This is a genomic window from Sporosarcina ureae (assembly GCF_002109325.1).
Taxonomy (GTDB): domain Bacteria; phylum Bacillota; class Bacilli; order Bacillales_A; family Planococcaceae; genus Sporosarcina; species Sporosarcina ureae_C.
Genome location: NZ_CP015348.1, coordinates 3323691 through 3342336 on the forward strand (window position 1 = coordinate 3323691; position 18646 = coordinate 3342336).

Annotated in this window: 19 protein-coding genes; 17 read left to right on the forward strand and 2 right to left on the reverse strand. The window is 42.5% G+C overall.

Features of this window, described 5'->3' with window-relative positions; all coding sequences use genetic code 11:
- The gene (locus SporoP32a_RS16315; protein ID WP_085428875.1) at positions 1–801 is read left to right on the forward strand and encodes a DUF6612 family protein; all 801 of its coding nucleotides are present in this window, start codon (positions 1–3) and stop codon (positions 799–801) included.
- Between the two features lie 65 nt (positions 802–866).
- Here SporoP32a_RS16315 and SporoP32a_RS16320 read toward each other — a convergent pair whose 3' ends face one another.
- Positions 867–2162 carry a replication-associated recombination protein A gene (locus tag SporoP32a_RS16320; RefSeq protein WP_085428876.1) on the reverse strand — a complete coding sequence of 432 codons (1296 nt, stop codon included), beginning with the start codon at positions 2160–2162 and terminating at the stop codon, positions 867–869.
- Between the two features lie 126 nt (positions 2163–2288).
- Here SporoP32a_RS16320 and cymR point away from each other — a divergent pair, with 126 nt between their 5' ends.
- The 15 genes from cymR (at position 2289) to mtnN (ending at position 17054) form a co-directional block, all read left to right on the forward strand.
- Positions 2289–2708, forward strand: coding sequence for a cysteine metabolism transcriptional regulator CymR (gene cymR, locus SporoP32a_RS16325; RefSeq protein ID WP_085428877.1), 420 nt, complete (start codon positions 2289–2291; stop codon positions 2706–2708).
- A gap of 12 nt (positions 2709–2720) precedes the next feature.
- Positions 2721–3869 (forward strand): cysteine desulfurase family protein, encoded by a 1149-nt coding sequence (locus SporoP32a_RS16330; RefSeq protein WP_085428878.1) that lies wholly within the window; start codon positions 2721–2723, stop codon positions 3867–3869.
- A gap of 21 nt (positions 3870–3890) precedes the next feature.
- Positions 3891–5009 carry a tRNA 2-thiouridine(34) synthase MnmA gene (gene mnmA, locus SporoP32a_RS16335; RefSeq protein ID WP_085428879.1) on the forward strand — a complete coding sequence of 373 codons (1119 nt, stop codon included), beginning with the start codon at positions 3891–3893 and terminating at the stop codon, positions 5007–5009.
- Positions 5010–5021: 12 nt separating this feature from the next.
- The gene (locus tag SporoP32a_RS16340; RefSeq protein WP_085428880.1) at positions 5022–5687 is read left to right on the forward strand and encodes a tetratricopeptide repeat protein; all 666 of its coding nucleotides are present in this window, start codon (positions 5022–5024) and stop codon (positions 5685–5687) included.
- 32 nt (positions 5688–5719) lie between these two features.
- Entirely contained in the window at positions 5720–8146 is a 2427-nt protein-coding gene (locus tag SporoP32a_RS16345; protein WP_085428881.1) for an SF1B family DNA helicase RecD2, read from the forward strand.
- Between the two features lie 288 nt (positions 8147–8434).
- On the forward strand, positions 8435–11068 hold the full coding sequence (alaS, locus tag SporoP32a_RS16350) for an alanine--tRNA ligase (RefSeq protein WP_085428882.1): 2634 nt from the start codon (positions 8435–8437) through the stop codon (positions 11066–11068).
- 128 nt (positions 11069–11196) lie between these two features.
- Positions 11197–11469, forward strand: coding sequence for an IreB family regulatory phosphoprotein (locus SporoP32a_RS16355; protein WP_085428883.1), 273 nt, complete (start codon positions 11197–11199; stop codon positions 11467–11469).
- The gene (ruvX, locus tag SporoP32a_RS16360; protein ID WP_085428884.1) at positions 11466–11885 is read left to right on the forward strand and encodes a Holliday junction resolvase RuvX; all 420 of its coding nucleotides are present in this window, start codon (positions 11466–11468) and stop codon (positions 11883–11885) included. The genes SporoP32a_RS16355 and ruvX overlap by 4 nt, the downstream gene beginning before the upstream one ends.
- A 13-nt stretch (positions 11886–11898) precedes the next feature.
- Entirely contained in the window at positions 11899–12189 is a 291-nt protein-coding gene (locus tag SporoP32a_RS16365) for a DUF1292 domain-containing protein (protein ID WP_085428885.1), read from the forward strand.
- A 121-nt stretch (positions 12190–12310) separates the two neighbouring features.
- Entirely contained in the window at positions 12311–13432 is a 1122-nt protein-coding gene (gene mltG / locus SporoP32a_RS16370) for an endolytic transglycosylase MltG (RefSeq protein ID WP_085429120.1), read from the forward strand.
- A 23-nt stretch (positions 13433–13455) separates the two neighbouring features.
- A complete protein-coding gene (locus tag SporoP32a_RS16375; protein WP_085428886.1) occupies positions 13456–14091 on the forward strand; it encodes an O-methyltransferase in 636 nt (211 codons plus the stop codon).
- Between the two features lie 29 nt (positions 14092–14120).
- Complete coding sequence (udk, locus tag SporoP32a_RS16380; RefSeq protein WP_085428887.1) at positions 14121–14756, forward strand: uridine kinase; 636 nt, start codon at positions 14121–14123, stop codon at positions 14754–14756.
- A gap of 217 nt (positions 14757–14973) precedes the next feature.
- Entirely contained in the window at positions 14974–15450 is a 477-nt protein-coding gene (greA, locus tag SporoP32a_RS16385) for a transcription elongation factor GreA (protein WP_085428888.1), read from the forward strand.
- Positions 15451–15552: 102 nt separating this feature from the next.
- Positions 15553–16290 (forward strand): DUF1510 family protein, encoded by a 738-nt coding sequence (locus tag SporoP32a_RS16390; RefSeq protein WP_085428889.1) that lies wholly within the window; start codon positions 15553–15555, stop codon positions 16288–16290.
- 71 nt (positions 16291–16361) lie between these two features.
- On the forward strand, positions 16362–17054 hold the full coding sequence (gene mtnN, locus SporoP32a_RS16395; RefSeq protein ID WP_085428890.1) for a 5'-methylthioadenosine/S-adenosylhomocysteine nucleosidase: 693 nt from the start codon (positions 16362–16364) through the stop codon (positions 17052–17054).
- Positions 17055–17274: 220 nt separating this feature from the next.
- On the opposite strand, the gene sigK is transcribed toward mtnN, so the two are convergent.
- Positions 17275–17973, reverse strand: a complete 699-nt coding sequence (gene sigK, locus SporoP32a_RS16400) for an RNA polymerase sporulation sigma factor SigK (RefSeq protein WP_085428891.1) — start codon at positions 17971–17973, stop codon at positions 17275–17277.
- A 155-nt stretch (positions 17974–18128) separates the two neighbouring features.
- Here sigK and SporoP32a_RS16405 point away from each other — a divergent pair, with 155 nt between their 5' ends.
- Positions 18129–18644 (forward strand): YqeG family HAD IIIA-type phosphatase, encoded by a 516-nt coding sequence (locus SporoP32a_RS16405; protein WP_085428892.1) that lies wholly within the window; start codon positions 18129–18131, stop codon positions 18642–18644.
- The last annotated feature ends 2 nt before the right edge of the window (positions 18645–18646 follow it).

The window sequence follows — 18646 nt, forward strand, 5'->3', positions numbered from 1 at the left end:
ATGAACAAAAGTTTGATCGTTCTATTCCTGGCAGTACTGCTATTTACAGTGACAGGATGCGGAAAAACGTCTTCTGCCCCGTCGAGTGCGGAAGATTTAATGAAGAAAGCAGAACAAGCGATGGAAGAGTTGCAATCAGTTCATGCCAATATCGCGTATGATGAAAGTAGCGTCACATCCGATCCTGCAAAACGTACAAGCAAAAATGTACAAATACAGGCGGATATTGAACAGAATCCACTGAAGAGTTCAGAGGAAGTCGTCTGGAAAATTCCAAAACAAGGCGCGAAAAACATTCAATTATTCCGCCAAGGTACTCAATTGGCTATGCAAGAGACATTTGAAGAAGAGAAAAGCGAATGGCTAGAGTTAACAGAAGCGCAGCGTGCAGAATTGCTCGGTGTGTGGGTGCCGTTCGTCTCTCCAGTAATGGACTTCTCGCTATTAGAACCGTTCCTGCATGACGCAGAACTAGAAAAGATTGATTACGGCTATGCTATACAGTTTTCTTTATCGCCTGCTGATTATCGTCAGTTGATGGAAATCGTATCCGTGAATAGTCCGCAACCTGAGAAATTTGTCCATACGCATGGAGGATTTCCTGTAGTGGAGAAGCTCGACGTAGAGCTAACGGTTAATGAAAAGACGATGTTTGTCACAGGGATGAAGATGTCAGCAAATGTCACAAGTTATTTCGAGCGAGATTATATCCGTTATAAACAAAAACTCGATGCAAAGTATAGTTATTTTAATGATATCGATGCGATTTCCACACCGAAAGATGCAGCGATGTTCGAGTAAGATAAAAAAATCCACGCTGACCTACTACAGGTTGGCGTGGGTTTTTGTCGTTTCGAGCTATATCCCTAACGTGGATTCTTTTTTCCCTTAAATGATTGAAGACGTTTGTGAATGGCCGCCATTCTCGTTTCGTCACCTGCTTCTACAGGGGTGTAGAACTTAGAATGTACTAAGCTGTCAGGCAAGTATTGTTGGTCTGTCCACCCACCGAATGTGCCAACTGGTGTTGCGTGTGGATAAACATAGCCACCATGACCGAGTGCAGCAGATCCGCTGTAGTGTGTGTCGCGTAAATGCATGGGGATTTCACCGGTTGGTTTTTCATGCAATGTTTTCGTGGCAGCATCGATCGCTTTATAAGCAGAGTTTGACTTCGAAGCTAAACACATCTCTATAATGGCTGTTGCAAGTGGAATGCGTGCTTCAGGCATGCCGAGACGCTGTGCGGCATCTGTAGCCGCGAGAACTCGGCTCCCAACTTCCGGCGCTGCCAATCCAATATCTTCATAACTCATGACGAGCATACGTCTAGTAACAGCAGTCAAGTCGCCGATTTCAAGTAATTGTGCCAAATAATAAAGCGCCGCATCGACATCACTTCCGCGTACACTTTTTTGTAAAGCGGATAATAAATTAAAGTGATGCGATCCCTTTTTATCACCTAGTAAACTAATTCTAGTTAATAATTGTGCGAGCAATGCATCTTCTATAATAATCTTGCCGTCTTCTTCGTCACTAGCAGCAAGTAATGATTCGAGAAACGTTAAAGCTTTTCGTGCATCCCCATTCACGCCTTCTGAGATTTTCTCCAGTTGTTCTGTAGTGATGTCGATTGTTTGCTTACCGAGTCCTTTTTTCTCGTCTTTCAACGTGCGCTCGAGTAATTCCAGTAAATCTTTTGGCTGCAATCGTTTCAATTGGACGATTTCCCCGCAGCGCGAACGAATAGCGGGATTGACATCGTGGAATGGGTTTTCCGTTGTCGCACCAATCAAGACGATCGAACCGCTTTCTACGTGAGGAAGCAGTGTATCTTGTTGCAATTTATTGAAACGATGAATTTCATCTAAGAATAACAATACTTTACCTGTCATTCGTGCCTCTTTCACTACATCTTCTACATCTTTCTTGCCAGCCACAGTCGCATTCAACGCAATAAATGGTAGTTTGGACGTACCCGCGATTGCGTAGGCTAACGACGTTTTTCCGATACCTGGTTCACCATATAATAAAAGAGAAGGGACATGCCCGTTCTTGATCATCCGATATAAGGGAGTATTTTTGCCGATGACGTGGTCTTGTCCGATCACTTCATCAATCGTCTCAGGCCGCATACGAAAAGCCAAAGGTTCATTATGCATGTACATCCTCCTAGCGTACGTTTGTTCTTTCATTATACCGTAAAACATTAGTGAAGTCATTTGCAAGAACCAGTGATACAATTATGCTATACTGATTTCAGCAATTTTAGTAAAGGACGATGCCCAATGAAAATATCCACCAAAGGACGATACGGACTTACAGTAATAGTAGAATTAGGACGGAAATATGGAGAGGGTCCTGTGCCTTTGCGTAAAATCGCAGAAGAACAAAATCTCTCTGAAGCATATCTGGAACAACTGATCCCGCCTTTACGCAACAGCGGAATGGTGAAAAGTGTTCGCGGTGCCTACGGTGGCTATAAACTCGCAAAAGATCCATCCGAGATTATGGCAGGGGACGTCATTCGTTTGCTTGAAGGGCCGATCCAATTAGTCGAAGGACTCGATGACGATGATATTCCGCAACGCGAACTATGGAAACGAATCGGAGACGCCATCCGAGGGGTATTGGATCATACGACGATTAGAGACTTAATTGAATTTGAAGATACGTCGACTGCTGATGAATACATGTTCTATATTTAAAGGAGTTTAGTTATGAAACCAGCTATATATTTAGACTATGCCGCTACGACACCGATGCATCCAGCTGTATTGGAGAGATTTACTACTGCGCTACATGATACATATGGTAATCCTTCAAGTACGCATCAATTTGGCCGACACGCAAAGAAAGTGCTAGAAGAAGCACGTAAAACGCTAGCTTCTTCAATCCATGCATTCCCGAATGAAATCATTATTACTTCTGGAGGTACAGAAGCGGATAATTTGGCGATTTTTGGGTACGTACAGTCGTTGAATACAGACGGCAAACATATTATTACGACAGAAATTGAACATCACGCGGTATTAAACCCTTGTAAACAACTGGAGTCACAAGGCTATAAAGTGACGTATCTATCACCCGACCGTAATGGGGTCATTACAGCACAACAAGTTCAAGATGCGTTAACAGATGAAACCATTTTAGTGTCCGTTATGTTCGGTAACAATGAAGTAGGAACGATTCAACCGATTGCAGAAATCGGCGAGTTGCTCTCTACACATCCGGCTGCTTTTCACACAGACGCAGTGCAAGCTTACGGTACATGCCAACTGGACGTCGAAGAACTGCAAGTCGATTTCTTATCAGTTTCAGCTCATAAAGTGAATGGACCTAAAGGGGTCGGTTTCTTGTATCAACGAAATGGCAAGTTGTTGTCGAGCCAAGTACTCGGCGGGTCACAAGAGAAAAAACGTCGCGCAGGTACTGAAAATGTGCCAGCTATACTTGCATTTGCAGAAGCAGTCTCGATTGCTGAGCAAACGAAACTAGAAAAGCAAACAACGTATTCTATGTATAAACAAAAAATGGCGGATGTCTTTGAAACAAATCAAATCGATTTCCAACCGACTATTCCCCACGCAGTAGAATCTTTACCACATATTTATCATGTATCGTTTCCGGGTACCGATGTGGAGACGTTTTTGATGAGCTTGGATTTAGAAGGGGTAGCCGTATCAAGTGGTTCTGCTTGTACTGCAGGATCATTTGAACCGTCACATGTCGTAACGGCTATGTTTGGCACGGAATCAGATAAAGCTAGAAACTCGATCCGCATCAGTTTCGGCTATGACTTAGATGAATCTATTATAGAAGAAGCAGCCAATCGAATCGCAAAAGTAGTCAAACGACTAGTGAAATGAATTCAGTAAAGGATGAACAATATGACAACGAAAAAAGCACCTGCCGATACACGTGTAGTCATTGGAATGTCAGGCGGAGTGGACTCTTCGGTTGCGGCATTACTCTTAAAACAGCAAGGCTATGAAGTGATCGGAATCTTTATGAAAAACTGGGATGACACCGACGAATCCGGACATTGTACCGCGACAGAAGATTTTGAAGACGTACGCAGTGTTTGTGATCAGATCGGCATTCCGTATTACTCTGTGAATTTTGAAAAGCAATATTGGGATAAAGTATTTACGTATTTCTTGGATGAATATAAAAAAGGTCGCACACCGAATCCAGACGTCATGTGTAATAAAGAAATTAAATTCAAAGCATTCCTCGAACACGCAAAAAGTCTAGGTGCCGATTATTTGGCGACTGGACATTATGCACAAGTCGTAGAACGCGAAAACGGTGTAGCGATGCTCCGTGGTGTAGACAATAATAAAGATCAAACATACTTCTTGAATCAATTGACGCAAGAGCAACTACAGCAAGTAATGTTCCCTCTAGGTCATATGGAGAAAAGTGAAGTCCGTGAAATCGCAGAACAAGCAGGACTCGCAACAGCGAAGAAAAAAGATTCAACAGGAATCTGTTTCATCGGTGAGCGCAATTTCAAAGAATTCCTCGGAGAGTACTTACCTGCACGTCCAGGCGAGATGCAGACGATGGACGGAGTGAAGATGGGCAAGCACGACGGACTCATGTACCATACAATTGGGCAACGTCATGGTCTAGGAATTGGCGGAGCTGGAGAACCTTGGTTTGCGGTCGGTAAAGACTTGGAGCGCAATGTGTTGCTAGTTGAACAAGGCTTCTATCACGACACACTATTTTCAACGAGTTTACAAGCAACGGATATGAATATTTGTTCGCCGAAAGAATTACCGGAGACATTCACTTGTACAGCTAAGTTCCGTTATCGTCAACCGGACACTAAAGTAACGGTACAGCTGTCTGGTGACGAAGCCATTGTGACTTTTGATGAGCCTGTTCGTGCAGTCACGCCAGGACAAGCTGTCGTGCTGTATGACGGTGATGAGTGCCTAGGTGGCGGAACAATCAATGAAGTATTTAAAGACGGCAAGAAACTGACATACGTAGGATAAGGAGGCAATAGCATGTCGATTCATCAAAATGCGATTAAAGAAATGCAAGAAGGCAATTATGAGAAAGCGATCGAGCTTTTCATGAAAGCGGTAGAAGAAAATCCAGAAGAGCCTACAGGCTATATTAATATCGGAAATATTTTTGCGTCGCTTGGAGATGCTGAGCAGGCGGAACCGTTTTTCCAAAAAGCATTAACGCTTGACGAGAATGCAGGAACGGCTTTTTATGGACTGGCGAATCTATATTACAATCAAGAACGCTTTGAAGAGGCAGCAAAATTATATGAAAAAGCGATCAATACAGGATTGGACTCTGCCGATGCGTATTTCATGCTCGGTAAAAGTATGGAGCAAGCAGGTAATGACCGTTTAGCATTGCCGTACTTACAGCGTGCGGTAGAGCTGAATCAAGACGATCAAGAAATCGCATTGTCCTACGGGATTTTATTAGCGAAATTGGAGTTGTTTAAAGAAGCAAAGCCTGTATTCGAAGCTATTTTAGCAGTCACACCAGATCATGCGGATACTCACTATAATTTAGGTGTATTATACGCAGTTTCCACGGAAGATAAAGCGACTGCATTGTCTCATTTGGAACAAGCTTTCATTGCTGAACCAGACCATACACAAGCGCGTTATTTATTCGATATGATCAAGCTTGGAGAACAAGGCGAGTAATACATCTTCTAAAAAAAGGAGGGAACCCTTCGATGAGTGAAACAGCACCATATCTAATCGGTAGGCCGGTCGTGACGATTTTCCATAATACGACGAATCTATTTTCCATCGTCAAGTTAAAAGTCACTTCCACCAATACTGATTACCGCGACAGTGAAATAGTGATCAAAGGCTCTTTCCCTCCTCTCGTCGCGGAAGAAGATTACAAATTCACAGGACGACTCGTTAACCATCCAGTACATGGACAGCAGTTCGACGTGCAGACATTCTCAAAAGAGTTGCCTGCGACAGAGGCGGGTCTGATCCTGTACTTATCTGGTGATTTATTTCCTGGAATCGGGAAGAAAACAGCTAGTGATATCGTGAAGACACTCGGCAATAACGTCATCCAGAAAGTCCTTGAAGACCGCAGTGTACTGGATCAGATTCCGCGTTTGAGTGACGAACGGAAAGATACGCTCGTTTCAGTCTTGCAGGAGAATCTAGGTCTTGAACGTACTATGGTGCAACTCAATGAATGGGGCTTCGGTCCACAAGTGGCTATGCGTATATACCAAGCGTATCAAGATGATGCCATCACGATTCTGACAGAAAATCCATATCGTTTAATTAAAGAAATTGAAGGGATCGGCTTTCAACGTGCAGATGATCTCGCGAAGCAACTCGGGCTCGTAGGAGATCATCCTGCGCGTATTAAAGCAGCTGTTTATTACAGCGTACATAGTGAAGTACAGTCAGCAGGACATGTCTACGTAGAGTCAGGGGTGATCTTGCCTCAAGCGAAGCAGCTACTTGAATCGAGTCAGGCACATATTATCTCGTACGAATCGATCACCCAAGCCGTGATTGAACTCGTCGAAGAAGGCACACTGTCTGCTGAAATGCAGCGACTCTATTTACCCTCTCTTTATTTTTCGGAAATTGGGATTGCCGCTAAAGTCAATAAAATTCTCGAAAATGAAGTCGCGGAACAATTTCCCGCTTCTGAAATACGAAAAGCAATTGGTGAAATAGAGGAACGTTTGGAAGTGCAGTATGCCGAAACGCAAGTAGAAGCGATCGAACGCGCCCTTCATTCTTCATTACTCGTGCTAACAGGTGGACCCGGGACAGGTAAGACAACCGTCATAAGAGGTTTAGTTGAGGCGTACGCAGAACTGCATGGTATCTCACTTGACCTCGACGAATATGCACGTAAAAAAGAACCGTTTCCGATCATCTTGGCAGCCCCTACCGGACGCGCAGCGAAACGGATGTCCGAATCAACCGGATTACCTGCCATGACGATCCACCGCCTACTCGGATTTACGGGTCAGGACGCCGAAGAAGAGACGGAGCGGGAAGTGGATGGCAATCTCATCATCATTGACGAAACGTCCATGGTCGATACGTGGCTCATGCATCAGCTGTTAAAAGCTGTCCGCAATGATGCACAGTTATTATTCGTTGGAGATCAGGATCAACTACCTTCTGTAGGACCTGGTCAAGTGTTGCATGACTTCATGCAGTCAGGAAAAATTCCGGTCGTTGAACTGACCGATATTTTCCGGCAAAGTGAAGGCTCAACCATCATCGAAATGGCCCATATGATCAAGCAAAAAGAATGGACGATGGATGTTACAAAGAAGACGTCGGATCGGTCGTTTATTAAAGCGTCGAGTGATCAAATTTTGCCTGCAGTTAAACAAATCATTCAAAACGCCACATCCAAAGGGCATTCCATTAAAGATATTCAAGTGCTAGCGCCGATGTACAAAGGTCCAGCAGGCATAGATGGTTTGAATAAGATGATACAAGAAGTCACGAATCCACCTGCCGAAGGAAGAAAAGAAATGGTTTTCGGAGAAACGACGTATCGTGTCGGGGATAAAGTTCTGCAACTCGTCAATCAGCCGGAAAGTAATGTTTTCAATGGGGATATGGGAGAAGTCGTTGCGATCATGCTAGCGAAAGAAACGACTGACAAAAAAGCGATCATGGTCGTTTCGTACGACGGCAATGAAGTGCAATACGAGCGAAGCGACTTGAATCAGCTGACACTTGCGTATTGTTGTTCTATTCATAAATCCCAAGGTAGCGAATTTCCAATCGTTGTCATGCCGATCGTCAGAAGTCAGCGGAAAATGTTACGGCGTAATCTGCTGTACACAGGGATTACGCGTGCAAAGAACTTCTTAATACTTTGCGGTGAAGCAGAAGAATTTAAAGCAGGCATTGCGCGCACCGACGAAACCGAGCGACAGACGACACTTCAAGAACGCATAACTGGGGAAACACAAGAAGTTCAGACTACACAAACCGTGGAAACAATCTCACTCGATACAGCACCTGCAAAAGTGACGGCTGAACCACAAGATATGTCACAAGCGAAGTTAACGATGGACAATTTTACTGCAATTGATCCGCTCATAGGTATGAACAATGTGTCACCACTCGACTTTCTTGAAGTGACTGATTGACAAAGCGAGAGAACTTTCCTATAATTCGTTTAGAAATAATGAAAAACGTTGAAGGAACAAGTACCTGTTTATTCTGTGCAAAAGAAAAGAGCTTCTTGGCTGAAAAGGCTCTCTCAGATCTACGGCGAACGCTATTCCGAAGTTGCAGGCTAATCCCTGCCGTCTTGCCGCGTTAAGGCAACTCGAGATACCGCTTCATGCGGTAATTAGGGTGGTACCGCGATCAATGAAACCTTCGCCCCTTTATACAAGGGGGGGAGTTTTTTTAATTTTAGGAGGAGTAAAACGATGAAGAAACTTACGGCAGCTGAAATCCGCCAAATGTTTTTAGACTATTTTAAAGAGCACGGACATAATGTAGAACCATCAGCTGCATTAGTACCAGTTGATGACGCATCACTATTATGGATCAACAGTGGAGTCGCAACATTGAAAAAGTATTTTGATGGAAGAGTAATTCCTGAGAACCCACGGATTGCAAATGCGCAAAAATCGATTCGTACAAACGACATTGAAAACGTCGGCTACACAGCGCGCCACCATACGTTCTTTGAAATGCTTGGCAACTTTTCAATAGGTGATTATTTCAAAGAAGAAGCTATCATCCGTGCGTGGGACTTCCTGACTAATGAACAGTGGATCGGTTTTGATCCGGAACTTTTATCTGTAACTATCCATCCAGAAGATGAAGAAGCATACACTATTTGGAAAGATCAAATTGGCATTCCAGTAGAGCGTATCATTCGTCTTGAAGGAAACTTCTGGGATATCGGCGAAGGTCCAAGTGGTCCGAACTCTGAAATCTTCTATGATCGCGGACCTAGTTACGGTGACGATTTCTCAGATCCAGAATTATATCCAGGTGGAGAAAATGAACGCTATTTAGAAATCTGGAACTTAGTATTCTCTGAGTTCAATCATAATCCTGATCACACGTATACACCGCTTCCAAAGAAAAACATCGATACAGGAATGGGTCTCGAGCGTATGGCATCCGTAATTCAAGATGTACCTACAAACTTCGATACAGATTTGTTCTTACCGATTATTGAAGCGGTTGAAAATGTATCAGGCAGAAAATATGGTGAAACGACGCAAGCGGATATTGCGTTTAAAGTCATCTCAGATCACATCCGTACCGTAGCCTTCGCAATCGGTGACGGCGCACTTCCGTCCAATGAAGGCCGTGGATATGTGCTGCGTCGTCTATTGAGAAGAGCGGTTCGTTTCGCGAAACAATTAGGCATCGATAAGCCATTCATGTACATGCTCGTACCGATTGTCGGAGATATCATGAAAGACTTCTACCCAGAAGTCCATGATAAACAAGCATTCATTATGAAAGTCGTGAAAAACGAAGAAGATCGTTTCCACGAAACATTGCATGACGGAATGGCGATCTTAACGACAATCATTGAAAAAGCAAAAGCTTCAGATTTGCCAATCGTTTCAGGCAGCGACGCGTTCAAACTTTATGACACATATGGTTTCCCGTTTGAACTAACAGAGGAATTTGCTCTAGAAGAAAATGTGGCAGTTGATCGTATCGGGTTTGACGAAGAAATGGCTGCACAACGAAATCGTGCACGTGCTGCGCGTGCAACGTCTGACTCCATGCATGTTCAATCCGGCGTGCTTGGTGAAGTGCATGAGGCAAGTGAGTTCATTGGCTATAGTCAACTAGAAACGAATGCGATCGTCAGTGTACTTGTGCAAGACGGTCAACGTATCGCACATGCATCTGAAGGTGAAACGGTACAAATTATTTTGGATCAGACACCGTTTTATGCAGAAAGTGGCGGTCAAGTAGCGGATAAAGGCACGATCTCAAACGAGTCGTTCACGGCAGAAGTTCGTGATGTCAAAAAAGCGCCTAATGGACAGAACTTGCATACCGTTTTCATCAGTTCAGGTGAATTGAATGAAGGAGTAGCAGTCGTTGCTAAAGTAGACGAGTTCTCTCGCAATTTGACAGTGAAGAATCATACAGCTACACACTTATTACATCGTGTGTTAAAAGATGTTCTTGGTGAACACGTCAATCAAGCAGGATCATATGTTGGCCCGGATCGTCTTCGCTTTGACTTCTCCCATTTTGGACAAGTTACAAAAGAAGAACTAGAGCGCATCGAATTCCAAGTCAATGAACAAATTTGGGCAGGTACGCCAGTGAACACAATGGTATCACCGATAGCTGAAGCGAAAGAAATGGGTGCGATGGCATTGTTCGGCGAGAAATACGGTGATATCGTACGCGTCGTCAAAGTTGGAGATTACTCAATCGAGCTATGTGGAGGATGCCACGTTCGCAATACGTCCGATATAAACGTATTCAAAATCGTTTCTGAAGGCGGAATCGGCGCGGGTACTCGACGCATCGAAGCATTTACGGGTGGACAAGCTTTCCGTTCATTCAAAGAAGATCAAGCGGTCATTGATCAAATAGCAACAACGGCTAAAGCAACTCCAAAAACGGTCGTCACTAAAGTTGAATCGATTCTCGCGGACTTTAAAGAACTTCAGCGAGAAAACGAATCACTGCAAGCGAAGATGGGCAACAGTCAATTGACAAGCGTCATGGAAACAGCTCAGCAGATCGAAGACGTCACAGTCATTTCTGCAAATGTAGAAGTGAAAGACAACAACGGTTTACGTCAATTAATCGATGAAATGAAACAAAAAACTTCCAAAGGCGTCATTGTACTTGGTACAGTAACGGATGGAAAAGTCATGTTGGCAGCAGGAGTTACCGACGATTTAAAAGGTAGCAACTACCACGCAGGAAAAATCGTCAACCACGTTGCATCTCTCTGTGGCGGAAAAGGTGGCGGTCGCCCAGACATGGCAATGGCTGGAGCAAAAGATGCGTCAAAACTTGATGATGCGCTTCAATCCGTGTATGATTATGTAAAATCTGTTTAACCATTATGTAGAGCGATTATGTTAGGGAAATAGATAAGATGCACGATGTTTAATCTATACGACCTTTTTATAGTAAGAAGTTAATTCGTTATACACATAAATGGAAATCGGAAAGCGGGGTGTCGAGTATGAGTTCATCAGATGAAACGATGAAGTTCAACTTTCCTGAGGAGTCAATGGAGGAAGAAGTCAAATCAGTCATGCTCCACGTTTACAAATCATTAGAAGAAAAAGGGTACAACCCGATTAATCAGATGGTCGGCTATTTACTATCTGGAGATCCAGCCTATATTCCACGCCACGAAGACGCTCGTAGTCTGATTCGGAAACTGGAACGAGATGAAATTCTAGAAGAATTAGTCAAGTTCTACATTCGGGAGAATAGAGGCAAATCCGAATGAGAATTATGGGATTGGATGTCGGCTCAAAAACAGTCGGCATTGCGATAAGCGACAGTCTCGGTTGGACAGCCCAAGGAATCGAAACTATCAAAATTGATGAGGCGGTAGGTTCTTTCGGGATGAAACGAGTCAAACAGCTAATAGAAGAATACGAAGTGACAAAATTTGTCGTCGGGTACCCGAAGAATATGAATAATACCATAGGGCCCCGCGGTGAAGCTTCCGAACAGTACGCAGAGAAATTGCGAGAAAAGTTCGGTTTACCTGTTGTTTTATGGGATGAAAGATTAACGACTATGGCTGCAGAACGCGTTTTAATCGATGCCGATGTGAGTCGAAAAAAACGTAAGGCAGTCATAGACAAAATGGCAGCAGTTATGATTTTGCAAGGATATTTAGATTCACAAAAAATTTAGAGGTGATTACACAATGGAACACGGACAAGAGAACATGACAATCGTAGATGAGAACGGCGAAGAGCACGTATGTGAAGTGATTTTAACATTTGATTCAAAAGAATATGAAAGATCATACGTCCTGTATCATATTTTAGACGGCGAAGAGAGAGACGATGACGAGGAAGTTGAAATCCACGCGTCCGCATTCATTCCGACTGAAGAAGGACAAGATGGTGGTTCACTTCTTGAAATTGAGTCCGATGAAGAATGGGATATGATCGAAGAAGTTTTGAACACATTCCTTGAAGAAGAAGACGAGTAAACGATAATAGTATGTGACGGGCGGAATGGTGCTGACCGTTCCGTCTTTTTTAGTTAATTGATCCATAGCGGAAGAAGAGGTGAGGCTTGTGGAAAAAGAGCCCCAAAGAAAAAAAGATGTCATGTTTGAACGAATGTTGGAGCAAAAGGAAGAAGTGAGAACCGTTAGAAAAATAGTACTTTGGATTGTTGCGATTGTATTGGTTGTAGGGATAGTAGGAGGCTTTTCAGTCTATACATACATAAAAGGCGCGTTGCAACCCGTTGATCCGGATTCGGAAAAAGTAATAGAAGTAGAAATTCCAATAGGTTCAGGTTTGGATACAATTTCTGAAAAACTGGAAAAGTCGGGTATTATTAAAAGTGCACGGATCTTTAAATACTACGCAAAAGTAAATAACGAAGCAGATTTCCAAGCAGGAACATATGGCTTGTCACAGTCTATGACGCCTGATGAATTAATCGAGAGTCTAAAAACAGGTGTAGTCTACCGCACGCCAGCATTTACGCTTGTGATTCCGGAAGGTTTAACACTTGATCAAATTGCAGAAAAAACGAGTGAAAAGACGACAATTACTTCAGAACAGTTTATGAAGTACGTGACGGACGAACAGGTCATTGCAGAATATATGACGAAGTATCCAGAAGTGATAACGGATGAAATTCTAAATGAAAATATCCGCTATGCTCTAGAAGGTTATTTATTCCCAGCTACTTATCCATTCTATGAAGAAAAACCGACTGTAAAAGAAGTTGTGGATACGATGGTAGATGCGACTGTACAGAACGTCATTCCGTATAAAGCCTACTGGGCACCAGAAGATGAAGAACTGAAGAAAAGTCGTTCAGTCCATAAAATGCTGACATTTGCTTCATTGTTGGAAAAAGAAGCAACAGGCGAAACGGATCGTCAAACGATTGCGAGTATCTTCAATAACCGCATTGCACAAGGTATGCCATTGCAGACCGATCCAACCGTTCTATATGCACTAGGCGAACACAAAGCCCGCGTGATGAACGAAGATCTAAAAGTGGACAATGTCTATAATACGTATAAAAATAAAGGATTACCGCCCGGCCCGATTGCAAATGCTGGAACAGCTTCCTTACAGGCGACAGTTGAACCGTCTAAAACAGGATATCTATTCTTCCTAGCAGATAAAGACGGTAACAATCACTATGCCAAAACGTATGAAGAACACTTGAAAAACAAAGCCGAATTTATTGATAGCCAGTATAAATAATACGTTGTAAAGGGGAAGTGTATATGACGGACTACACTGCGTACATTAGCCGCTTTGCAGAAGGAAAAGAGCCGCTCATCCTTGAAATGGAACGCTTCGCTGAAGAACACCGTGTGCCAATCATGGATGATGCAGGTCTTTATACGTTGATCGGGTTGCTGAAAATCCAGCAACCTAAGCGTATACTCGAAATCGGAAGTGCCATCGGCTATTCGGCTATTCGATTAGCAAAAGCGTTTCCGGACGCAATCATTTATACAGTCGAGCGCGACACGGAACGTTATGAGAAAGCAGTCGAGAACATTGAGCGTAGCGGATTGCGAGAGCGCATCACAATCATTCATGCAGATGCACTGGAACTGGATGAAACGACATTACACCAGCAACCATTTGATGCACTGTTCATAGATGCAGCAAAAGGACAATATCGAAAGTTTTTCGACAAATACAGTCCTCTTGTTGGTGCGTTAGGTGTAATTTATTGTGATAATATGTTTATGCATGGTATGGTGCTGTTGGAAGATGCAGACATACCAAAACGTAACCGAACAATGATTCGAAATTTGCAGCAATTCACGAGCTGGGCGATGCGCAATGAACAGTATGAAACGTCATTGTTACCAATAGGTGACGGCATTTTGATAGCCGTGAAAAAGTAGTGAAGAGTAGACCGTAAAGGGGAATAGTTGTGAAGAAAAAACCTGTCGTGATCGGTATTACCGGAGGTTCAGGATCCGGAAAAACTAGTGTCACCAAAAAGATACATGAAGTATTCCAAGGTCATTCAGTCGTTGTCATTGAACAAGACGATTACTATAAAGATCAATCACATTTGGCATTTAATGAAAGATTACAAACGAATTATGATCATCCGCTAGCGTTCGATACAGATTTACTGATTCAACATATCCATCAGTTGATCAACAGACAGTCAATCGAAAAGCCGACATATGATTATACTTTGCACACACGGGCGACTGAAAAAGAAGTGGTAGAGTCACAAGACGTTATCATTCTTGAAGGAATATTAGTCTTAGAAGATGAACGTTTGCGTGATCTTATGGATATTAAGTTGTTTGTTGATACCGATTCAGATATACGAATTATTCGTCGTATTTTACGGGACATCCATGATCGTGGACGGACGGTAGATTCTGTCGTAGAACAATATATGACGGTTGTTCGTCCTATGCACAATCAATTCATTGAACCTACAAAAAAGTATGCTAATATAATCATTCCCGAAGGCGGCGAGAACGCGGTTGCGATTGATTTAATGGTAACGAAGATAAAAACAATTCTTGCATCTGTCGATGAAGTATAATATGATGATGACATAATTTTAAATCAATTCAACATCCGCCTGTTTATATAAGTAAATGAGGATGTGCGCAAGACATGCAAGGGCTTTTTTTCGTTCAGACGAGTAAAAGGAATGAAAAGAAGAAAAGTTAAAACTAAAATAGTTCCACTATGTCACATAATTAAAGTTAGTGTGGCATAGTATTTTTTATGAACAGAAATTTGAGGAGTGTTATTAAATGGTTTCAGAAAAAAAGTTTCCAATGACAGCTGCAGGTAAAGCAAAGTTAGAAGAAGAATTAGAGTATTTGAAAACGGTTAAACGTGTGGAAGTAGTAGAAAGAATCAAAATCGCACGTAGTTACGGTGATTTATCGGAAAACTCCGAGTACGATTCAGCGAAAGAAGACCAGGCATTTGTCGAAGGGAAGATTTCTTCTATTGAAGGAATGATTCGCAATGCAGTCATTATTACTGAAAATGAATTAAATACGGATGAAGTTCAATTAGGTAAGACGGTCACATTCAGAGAAATTCCTGACGGTGACAAAGAGACATATACAATTGTAGGATCAGCAGAAGCGAATCCTCTAGAAGGTATGATCTCAAACGACTCACCAATTGCAAAAGCATTAATTGGTCGTAAGAAAGACGAAAAAGTTAGGATTCAAACTCCCGGCGGTGAAATGTCAGTAGAGATACTCGAGATAAAGTGACACACGTACCGTCTTCTTATTTGTAGAAGACGGTATTGCTTATTTTGATCAATTCCCACTACGGGATTTGTGTTTCATTTCATAGTAAAGGAGTCGTCAAAAATGCCAGATGAAGGTCCAAAGTATTCAAGATCATCAAGAAAACAAGGTAGTAAAGCAAACAAAGTGAATAGAGCATTGAATATTTCAATAGGCGTCGTAGTTTTTCTGATTGCAGTGGTTGCTATTATTTTTATAACAGGTGATGACGACAAAAATGAAGTAGCGATTGAAAAGCCCGAAGAATCTACTCAGTCCGATACAGCACCAATTGAACCTATTGTTTTAGATGATGAAGATGATACGGACAAGCCTGATAAGGAAGATTCTGAACCAACAGAAGTGGAAGAGCCTGAAGTTCAAGCTCCTGAAGAAACTAACGAAGTGGTAAATGAAGTTGTGGAAGAACCGGAAGCACCTAAAGTAGAAGAACCGAAAAAAGAACAGCCGAAAAAGGAACAACCAAAAAAAGAGCAACCGAAGAAAGAAACTTCTTCTGATTCCGGCAAGAAAGCTATTGTAAATCCTGACTGGAAACCTGTAGGTACAAAGCAAACAGGCGAGCACGTCTCGAAGTACGATGGTCAATCCGACGATTGGAATGAAAAAAAGAAAGCCATCTCCTATGCGACAGGACTGTCTGAAGATCAGTTATATTTTGATCGCATTCAAAATGGAGGAAGTCCTCAAAAATCAGAAGGTATTGTCAGAAGTAAAGATAATTCCAAAAAATATAAAGTATATCTAGAGTGGGTTGACGGTCAAGGCTGGAAACCAGTGAAAATGGATGTATTGAAGTAAGGATATCAAACTACCGATGTGCTGCTTTTTTGCAGCACATTCTAGTTAGTGAAAAAGAGGAGAGGGCATAAATGAAAATAGCAATCGTAGGAGCAATGGAGGAAGAAGTTGAAATATTGCGCAGAGAAATCGGTCTTGGGAAGATTACAACGATCGGAAACTGTGAGTTTATCGAAGGTAAGGTAGGTAAGCACCAAGTGATTGTGACGAAGAGTGGCATTGGTAAAGTAAACGCTGCCATGGCAACAACAATCCTACTACAAAACTACAAACCGGACGTAGTCTTGAATACAGGTTCTGCGGGTGGAACAAATCCTGAACTCGAAGTAGGAACGATTGTCATATCGGATTATGTCCTGCATCATGATGTCGATGTAACCGCATTCGGATACGAGCTAGGACAAGTACCACAACTTCCTGCAAGTTTCCCTTCAGATTCTACACTAATTGGTTTCGCTAGAGAAGCCGTCATTGAATTAGATACATATGAACATTGTGTAGGTACGATCGCTTCAGCTGATACTTTCATGGATGATCCTGAAAAAGTGTTACAAGTTAAAAGTAGATTTCCACGAGTGATCGCAGTAGAAATGGAAGCTGCGGCTGTTGCTCAAGTTTGTTATCAATTCAATACACGTTGTGTAGTAATCCGTGCACTATCTGATATTGCCGGAAAAGAATCCACAGTCAGTTTCGAAGAATTTTTACCGCTTGCTGCCAAACACTCGTCACAGATAGTTTTGCGTGTCATCTCGAAACTTTGATCGTTCTATGATAAAATGACTAAGTAGACAGACCAGCAGTTCGTTTGGTTGAGAGGAGGGACATTCAATGGGATTCTTAATGGGTGGAGTATTTATCGTCACTGCACTATTGGCACTAATTATTTTACGCGAGGTTAAAGCTGACTAAGAATAAAATTAAAGCGTTTCCGGTGTGCGGGGGCTGTGGCCCAAGGTTGCACGATCGGAAACGCTTTTTGTATTATTGATATTCATGCTTGAACGATTGATACAATTTGACGATTGCCCGCTTCTCGATTCGTGAAACATAACTTCTGGAAATATTTAATTGTTCTGCGATTTCTTTTTGGGTCATCGGCTGATCGTCTAACAAGCCGTATCGTCTTTGGATGATTTCGAGCTCCCGTGAATCTAGCTTGTTCAAATGTCGGTATAGCCGCTCTTTTTGTTCGTTTTGTTCTACGGTTGTTTGTGGAGGTATGTCGTTTGTTTGAAGGAGGTCTGCGATTTCCAAGGATTGGCCGTCTTTATCCATGCCGATTGGTTCGTAGAGGGAGACATCTTTTTGTACCTTTTTCTGTGTTCGTAAATACATAAGTATTTCATTTTCGATACAGCGCGCAGCATACGTAGCAAGCTTTGTTTTACGGTCTGGCGTAAAGCTATTGACGGCTTTCATCAGACCAATCGCCCCGATTGAAATATAATCATCAAGCAGTTCATGCTTCGGTTGAAACTTCTTGACGATATGGGCGACCAAACGCATATTGTGTTCGATAAGTTCATCTCGTGCACTTTCATCGCCTTCAGCTAATCGTCTCAGGCATTCGGCTTCTTCCTTCTTGGATAACGGACGAAGGAAAGCTTGACCTCTGATGTATCCGATTAGCGCGGGGATCTCTAACCATAATTGCATGACGGCCAGGAAAAACCCGCTCATGTGACCACCTCCGATTATTGGTAGTTTACTCTATGCAAACAACGGATGGTCTATCACTGACAAGAAAAGCGATAAAATCAGACATAGTTGTGCGTGCATAGTACACAACTATGTTATAATCAGACAAGAATTTGTTGTAGGGCGGAGAGGATAATGTGTTAAATCGTTTTTTACCGAGCGCATATGTTAAATCAGTATTTTTGATCAAACCGGAAGACCTGATTGAAAATGGTATTAAGGGCATCATTACGGATTTAGACAATACACTCGTTGAATGGGATCGTGCAGATGCCACGGAAGATATTATGGCGTGGTTTAAATCAATGCGCGATGCCGGTTTGCAAATTACAGTTGTTTCCAATAACCATATAGAGCGCGTTAGTCACTTTTGTGGCCCGTTAGGCATCCCGTATATTTGCGAAGCGCGAAAGCCGTTGAAGAGATCATTTTATCAAGCAATGGCTACGTTAGGATTGCCTAAAAAAGAAATCGTTATGATTGGTGATCAATTATTGACAGATGTCTTGGGTGCGAATCGAGTGGGGTTACAGACGATATTGGTCGTCCCTGTGGCAAGTTCCGATGCGCCAATCACGAAGTTCAATCGCGCGATTGAACGACGGATTATGGCAAGGTTTAGAAGAAAAGGATTACTTACGTGGGAGGACTAAAT

What these genes read in the sequence shown, in the direction of transcription:
- SporoP32a_RS16315 (WP_085428875.1), top strand. Translation starts at nt 1, where the DNA reads ATGAACAAAAGTTTGATCGTTCTATTCCTGGCAGTACTGCTATTTACA.
- SporoP32a_RS16320 (WP_085428876.1), bottom strand. Translation starts at nt 2,162, where the DNA reads ATGCATAATGAACCTTTGGCTTTTCGTATGCGGCCTGAGACGATTGAT.
- cymR (WP_085428877.1), top strand. Translation starts at nt 2,289, where the DNA reads ATGAAAATATCCACCAAAGGACGATACGGACTTACAGTAATAGTAGAA.
- SporoP32a_RS16330 (WP_085428878.1), top strand. Translation starts at nt 2,721, where the DNA reads ATGAAACCAGCTATATATTTAGACTATGCCGCTACGACACCGATGCAT.
- mnmA (WP_085428879.1), top strand. Translation starts at nt 3,891, where the DNA reads ATGACAACGAAAAAAGCACCTGCCGATACACGTGTAGTCATTGGAATG.
- SporoP32a_RS16340 (WP_085428880.1), top strand. Translation starts at nt 5,022, where the DNA reads ATGTCGATTCATCAAAATGCGATTAAAGAAATGCAAGAAGGCAATTAT.
- SporoP32a_RS16345 (WP_085428881.1), top strand. Translation starts at nt 5,720, where the DNA reads ATGAGTGAAACAGCACCATATCTAATCGGTAGGCCGGTCGTGACGATT.
- alaS (WP_085428882.1), top strand. Translation starts at nt 8,435, where the DNA reads ATGAAGAAACTTACGGCAGCTGAAATCCGCCAAATGTTTTTAGACTAT.
- SporoP32a_RS16355 (WP_085428883.1), top strand. Translation starts at nt 11,197, where the DNA reads ATGAGTTCATCAGATGAAACGATGAAGTTCAACTTTCCTGAGGAGTCA.
- ruvX (WP_085428884.1), top strand. Translation starts at nt 11,466, where the DNA reads ATGAGAATTATGGGATTGGATGTCGGCTCAAAAACAGTCGGCATTGCG.
- SporoP32a_RS16365 (WP_085428885.1), top strand. Translation starts at nt 11,899, where the DNA reads ATGGAACACGGACAAGAGAACATGACAATCGTAGATGAGAACGGCGAA.
- mltG (WP_085429120.1), top strand. Translation starts at nt 12,311, where the DNA reads ATGTTTGAACGAATGTTGGAGCAAAAGGAAGAAGTGAGAACCGTTAGA.
- SporoP32a_RS16375 (WP_085428886.1), top strand. Translation starts at nt 13,456, where the DNA reads ATGACGGACTACACTGCGTACATTAGCCGCTTTGCAGAAGGAAAAGAG.
- greA (WP_085428888.1), top strand. Translation starts at nt 14,974, where the DNA reads ATGGTTTCAGAAAAAAAGTTTCCAATGACAGCTGCAGGTAAAGCAAAG.
- SporoP32a_RS16390 (WP_085428889.1), top strand. Translation starts at nt 15,553, where the DNA reads ATGCCAGATGAAGGTCCAAAGTATTCAAGATCATCAAGAAAACAAGGT.
- mtnN (WP_085428890.1), top strand. Translation starts at nt 16,362, where the DNA reads ATGAAAATAGCAATCGTAGGAGCAATGGAGGAAGAAGTTGAAATATTG.
- sigK (WP_085428891.1), bottom strand. Translation starts at nt 17,973, where the DNA reads ATGAGCGGGTTTTTCCTGGCCGTCATGCAATTATGGTTAGAGATCCCC.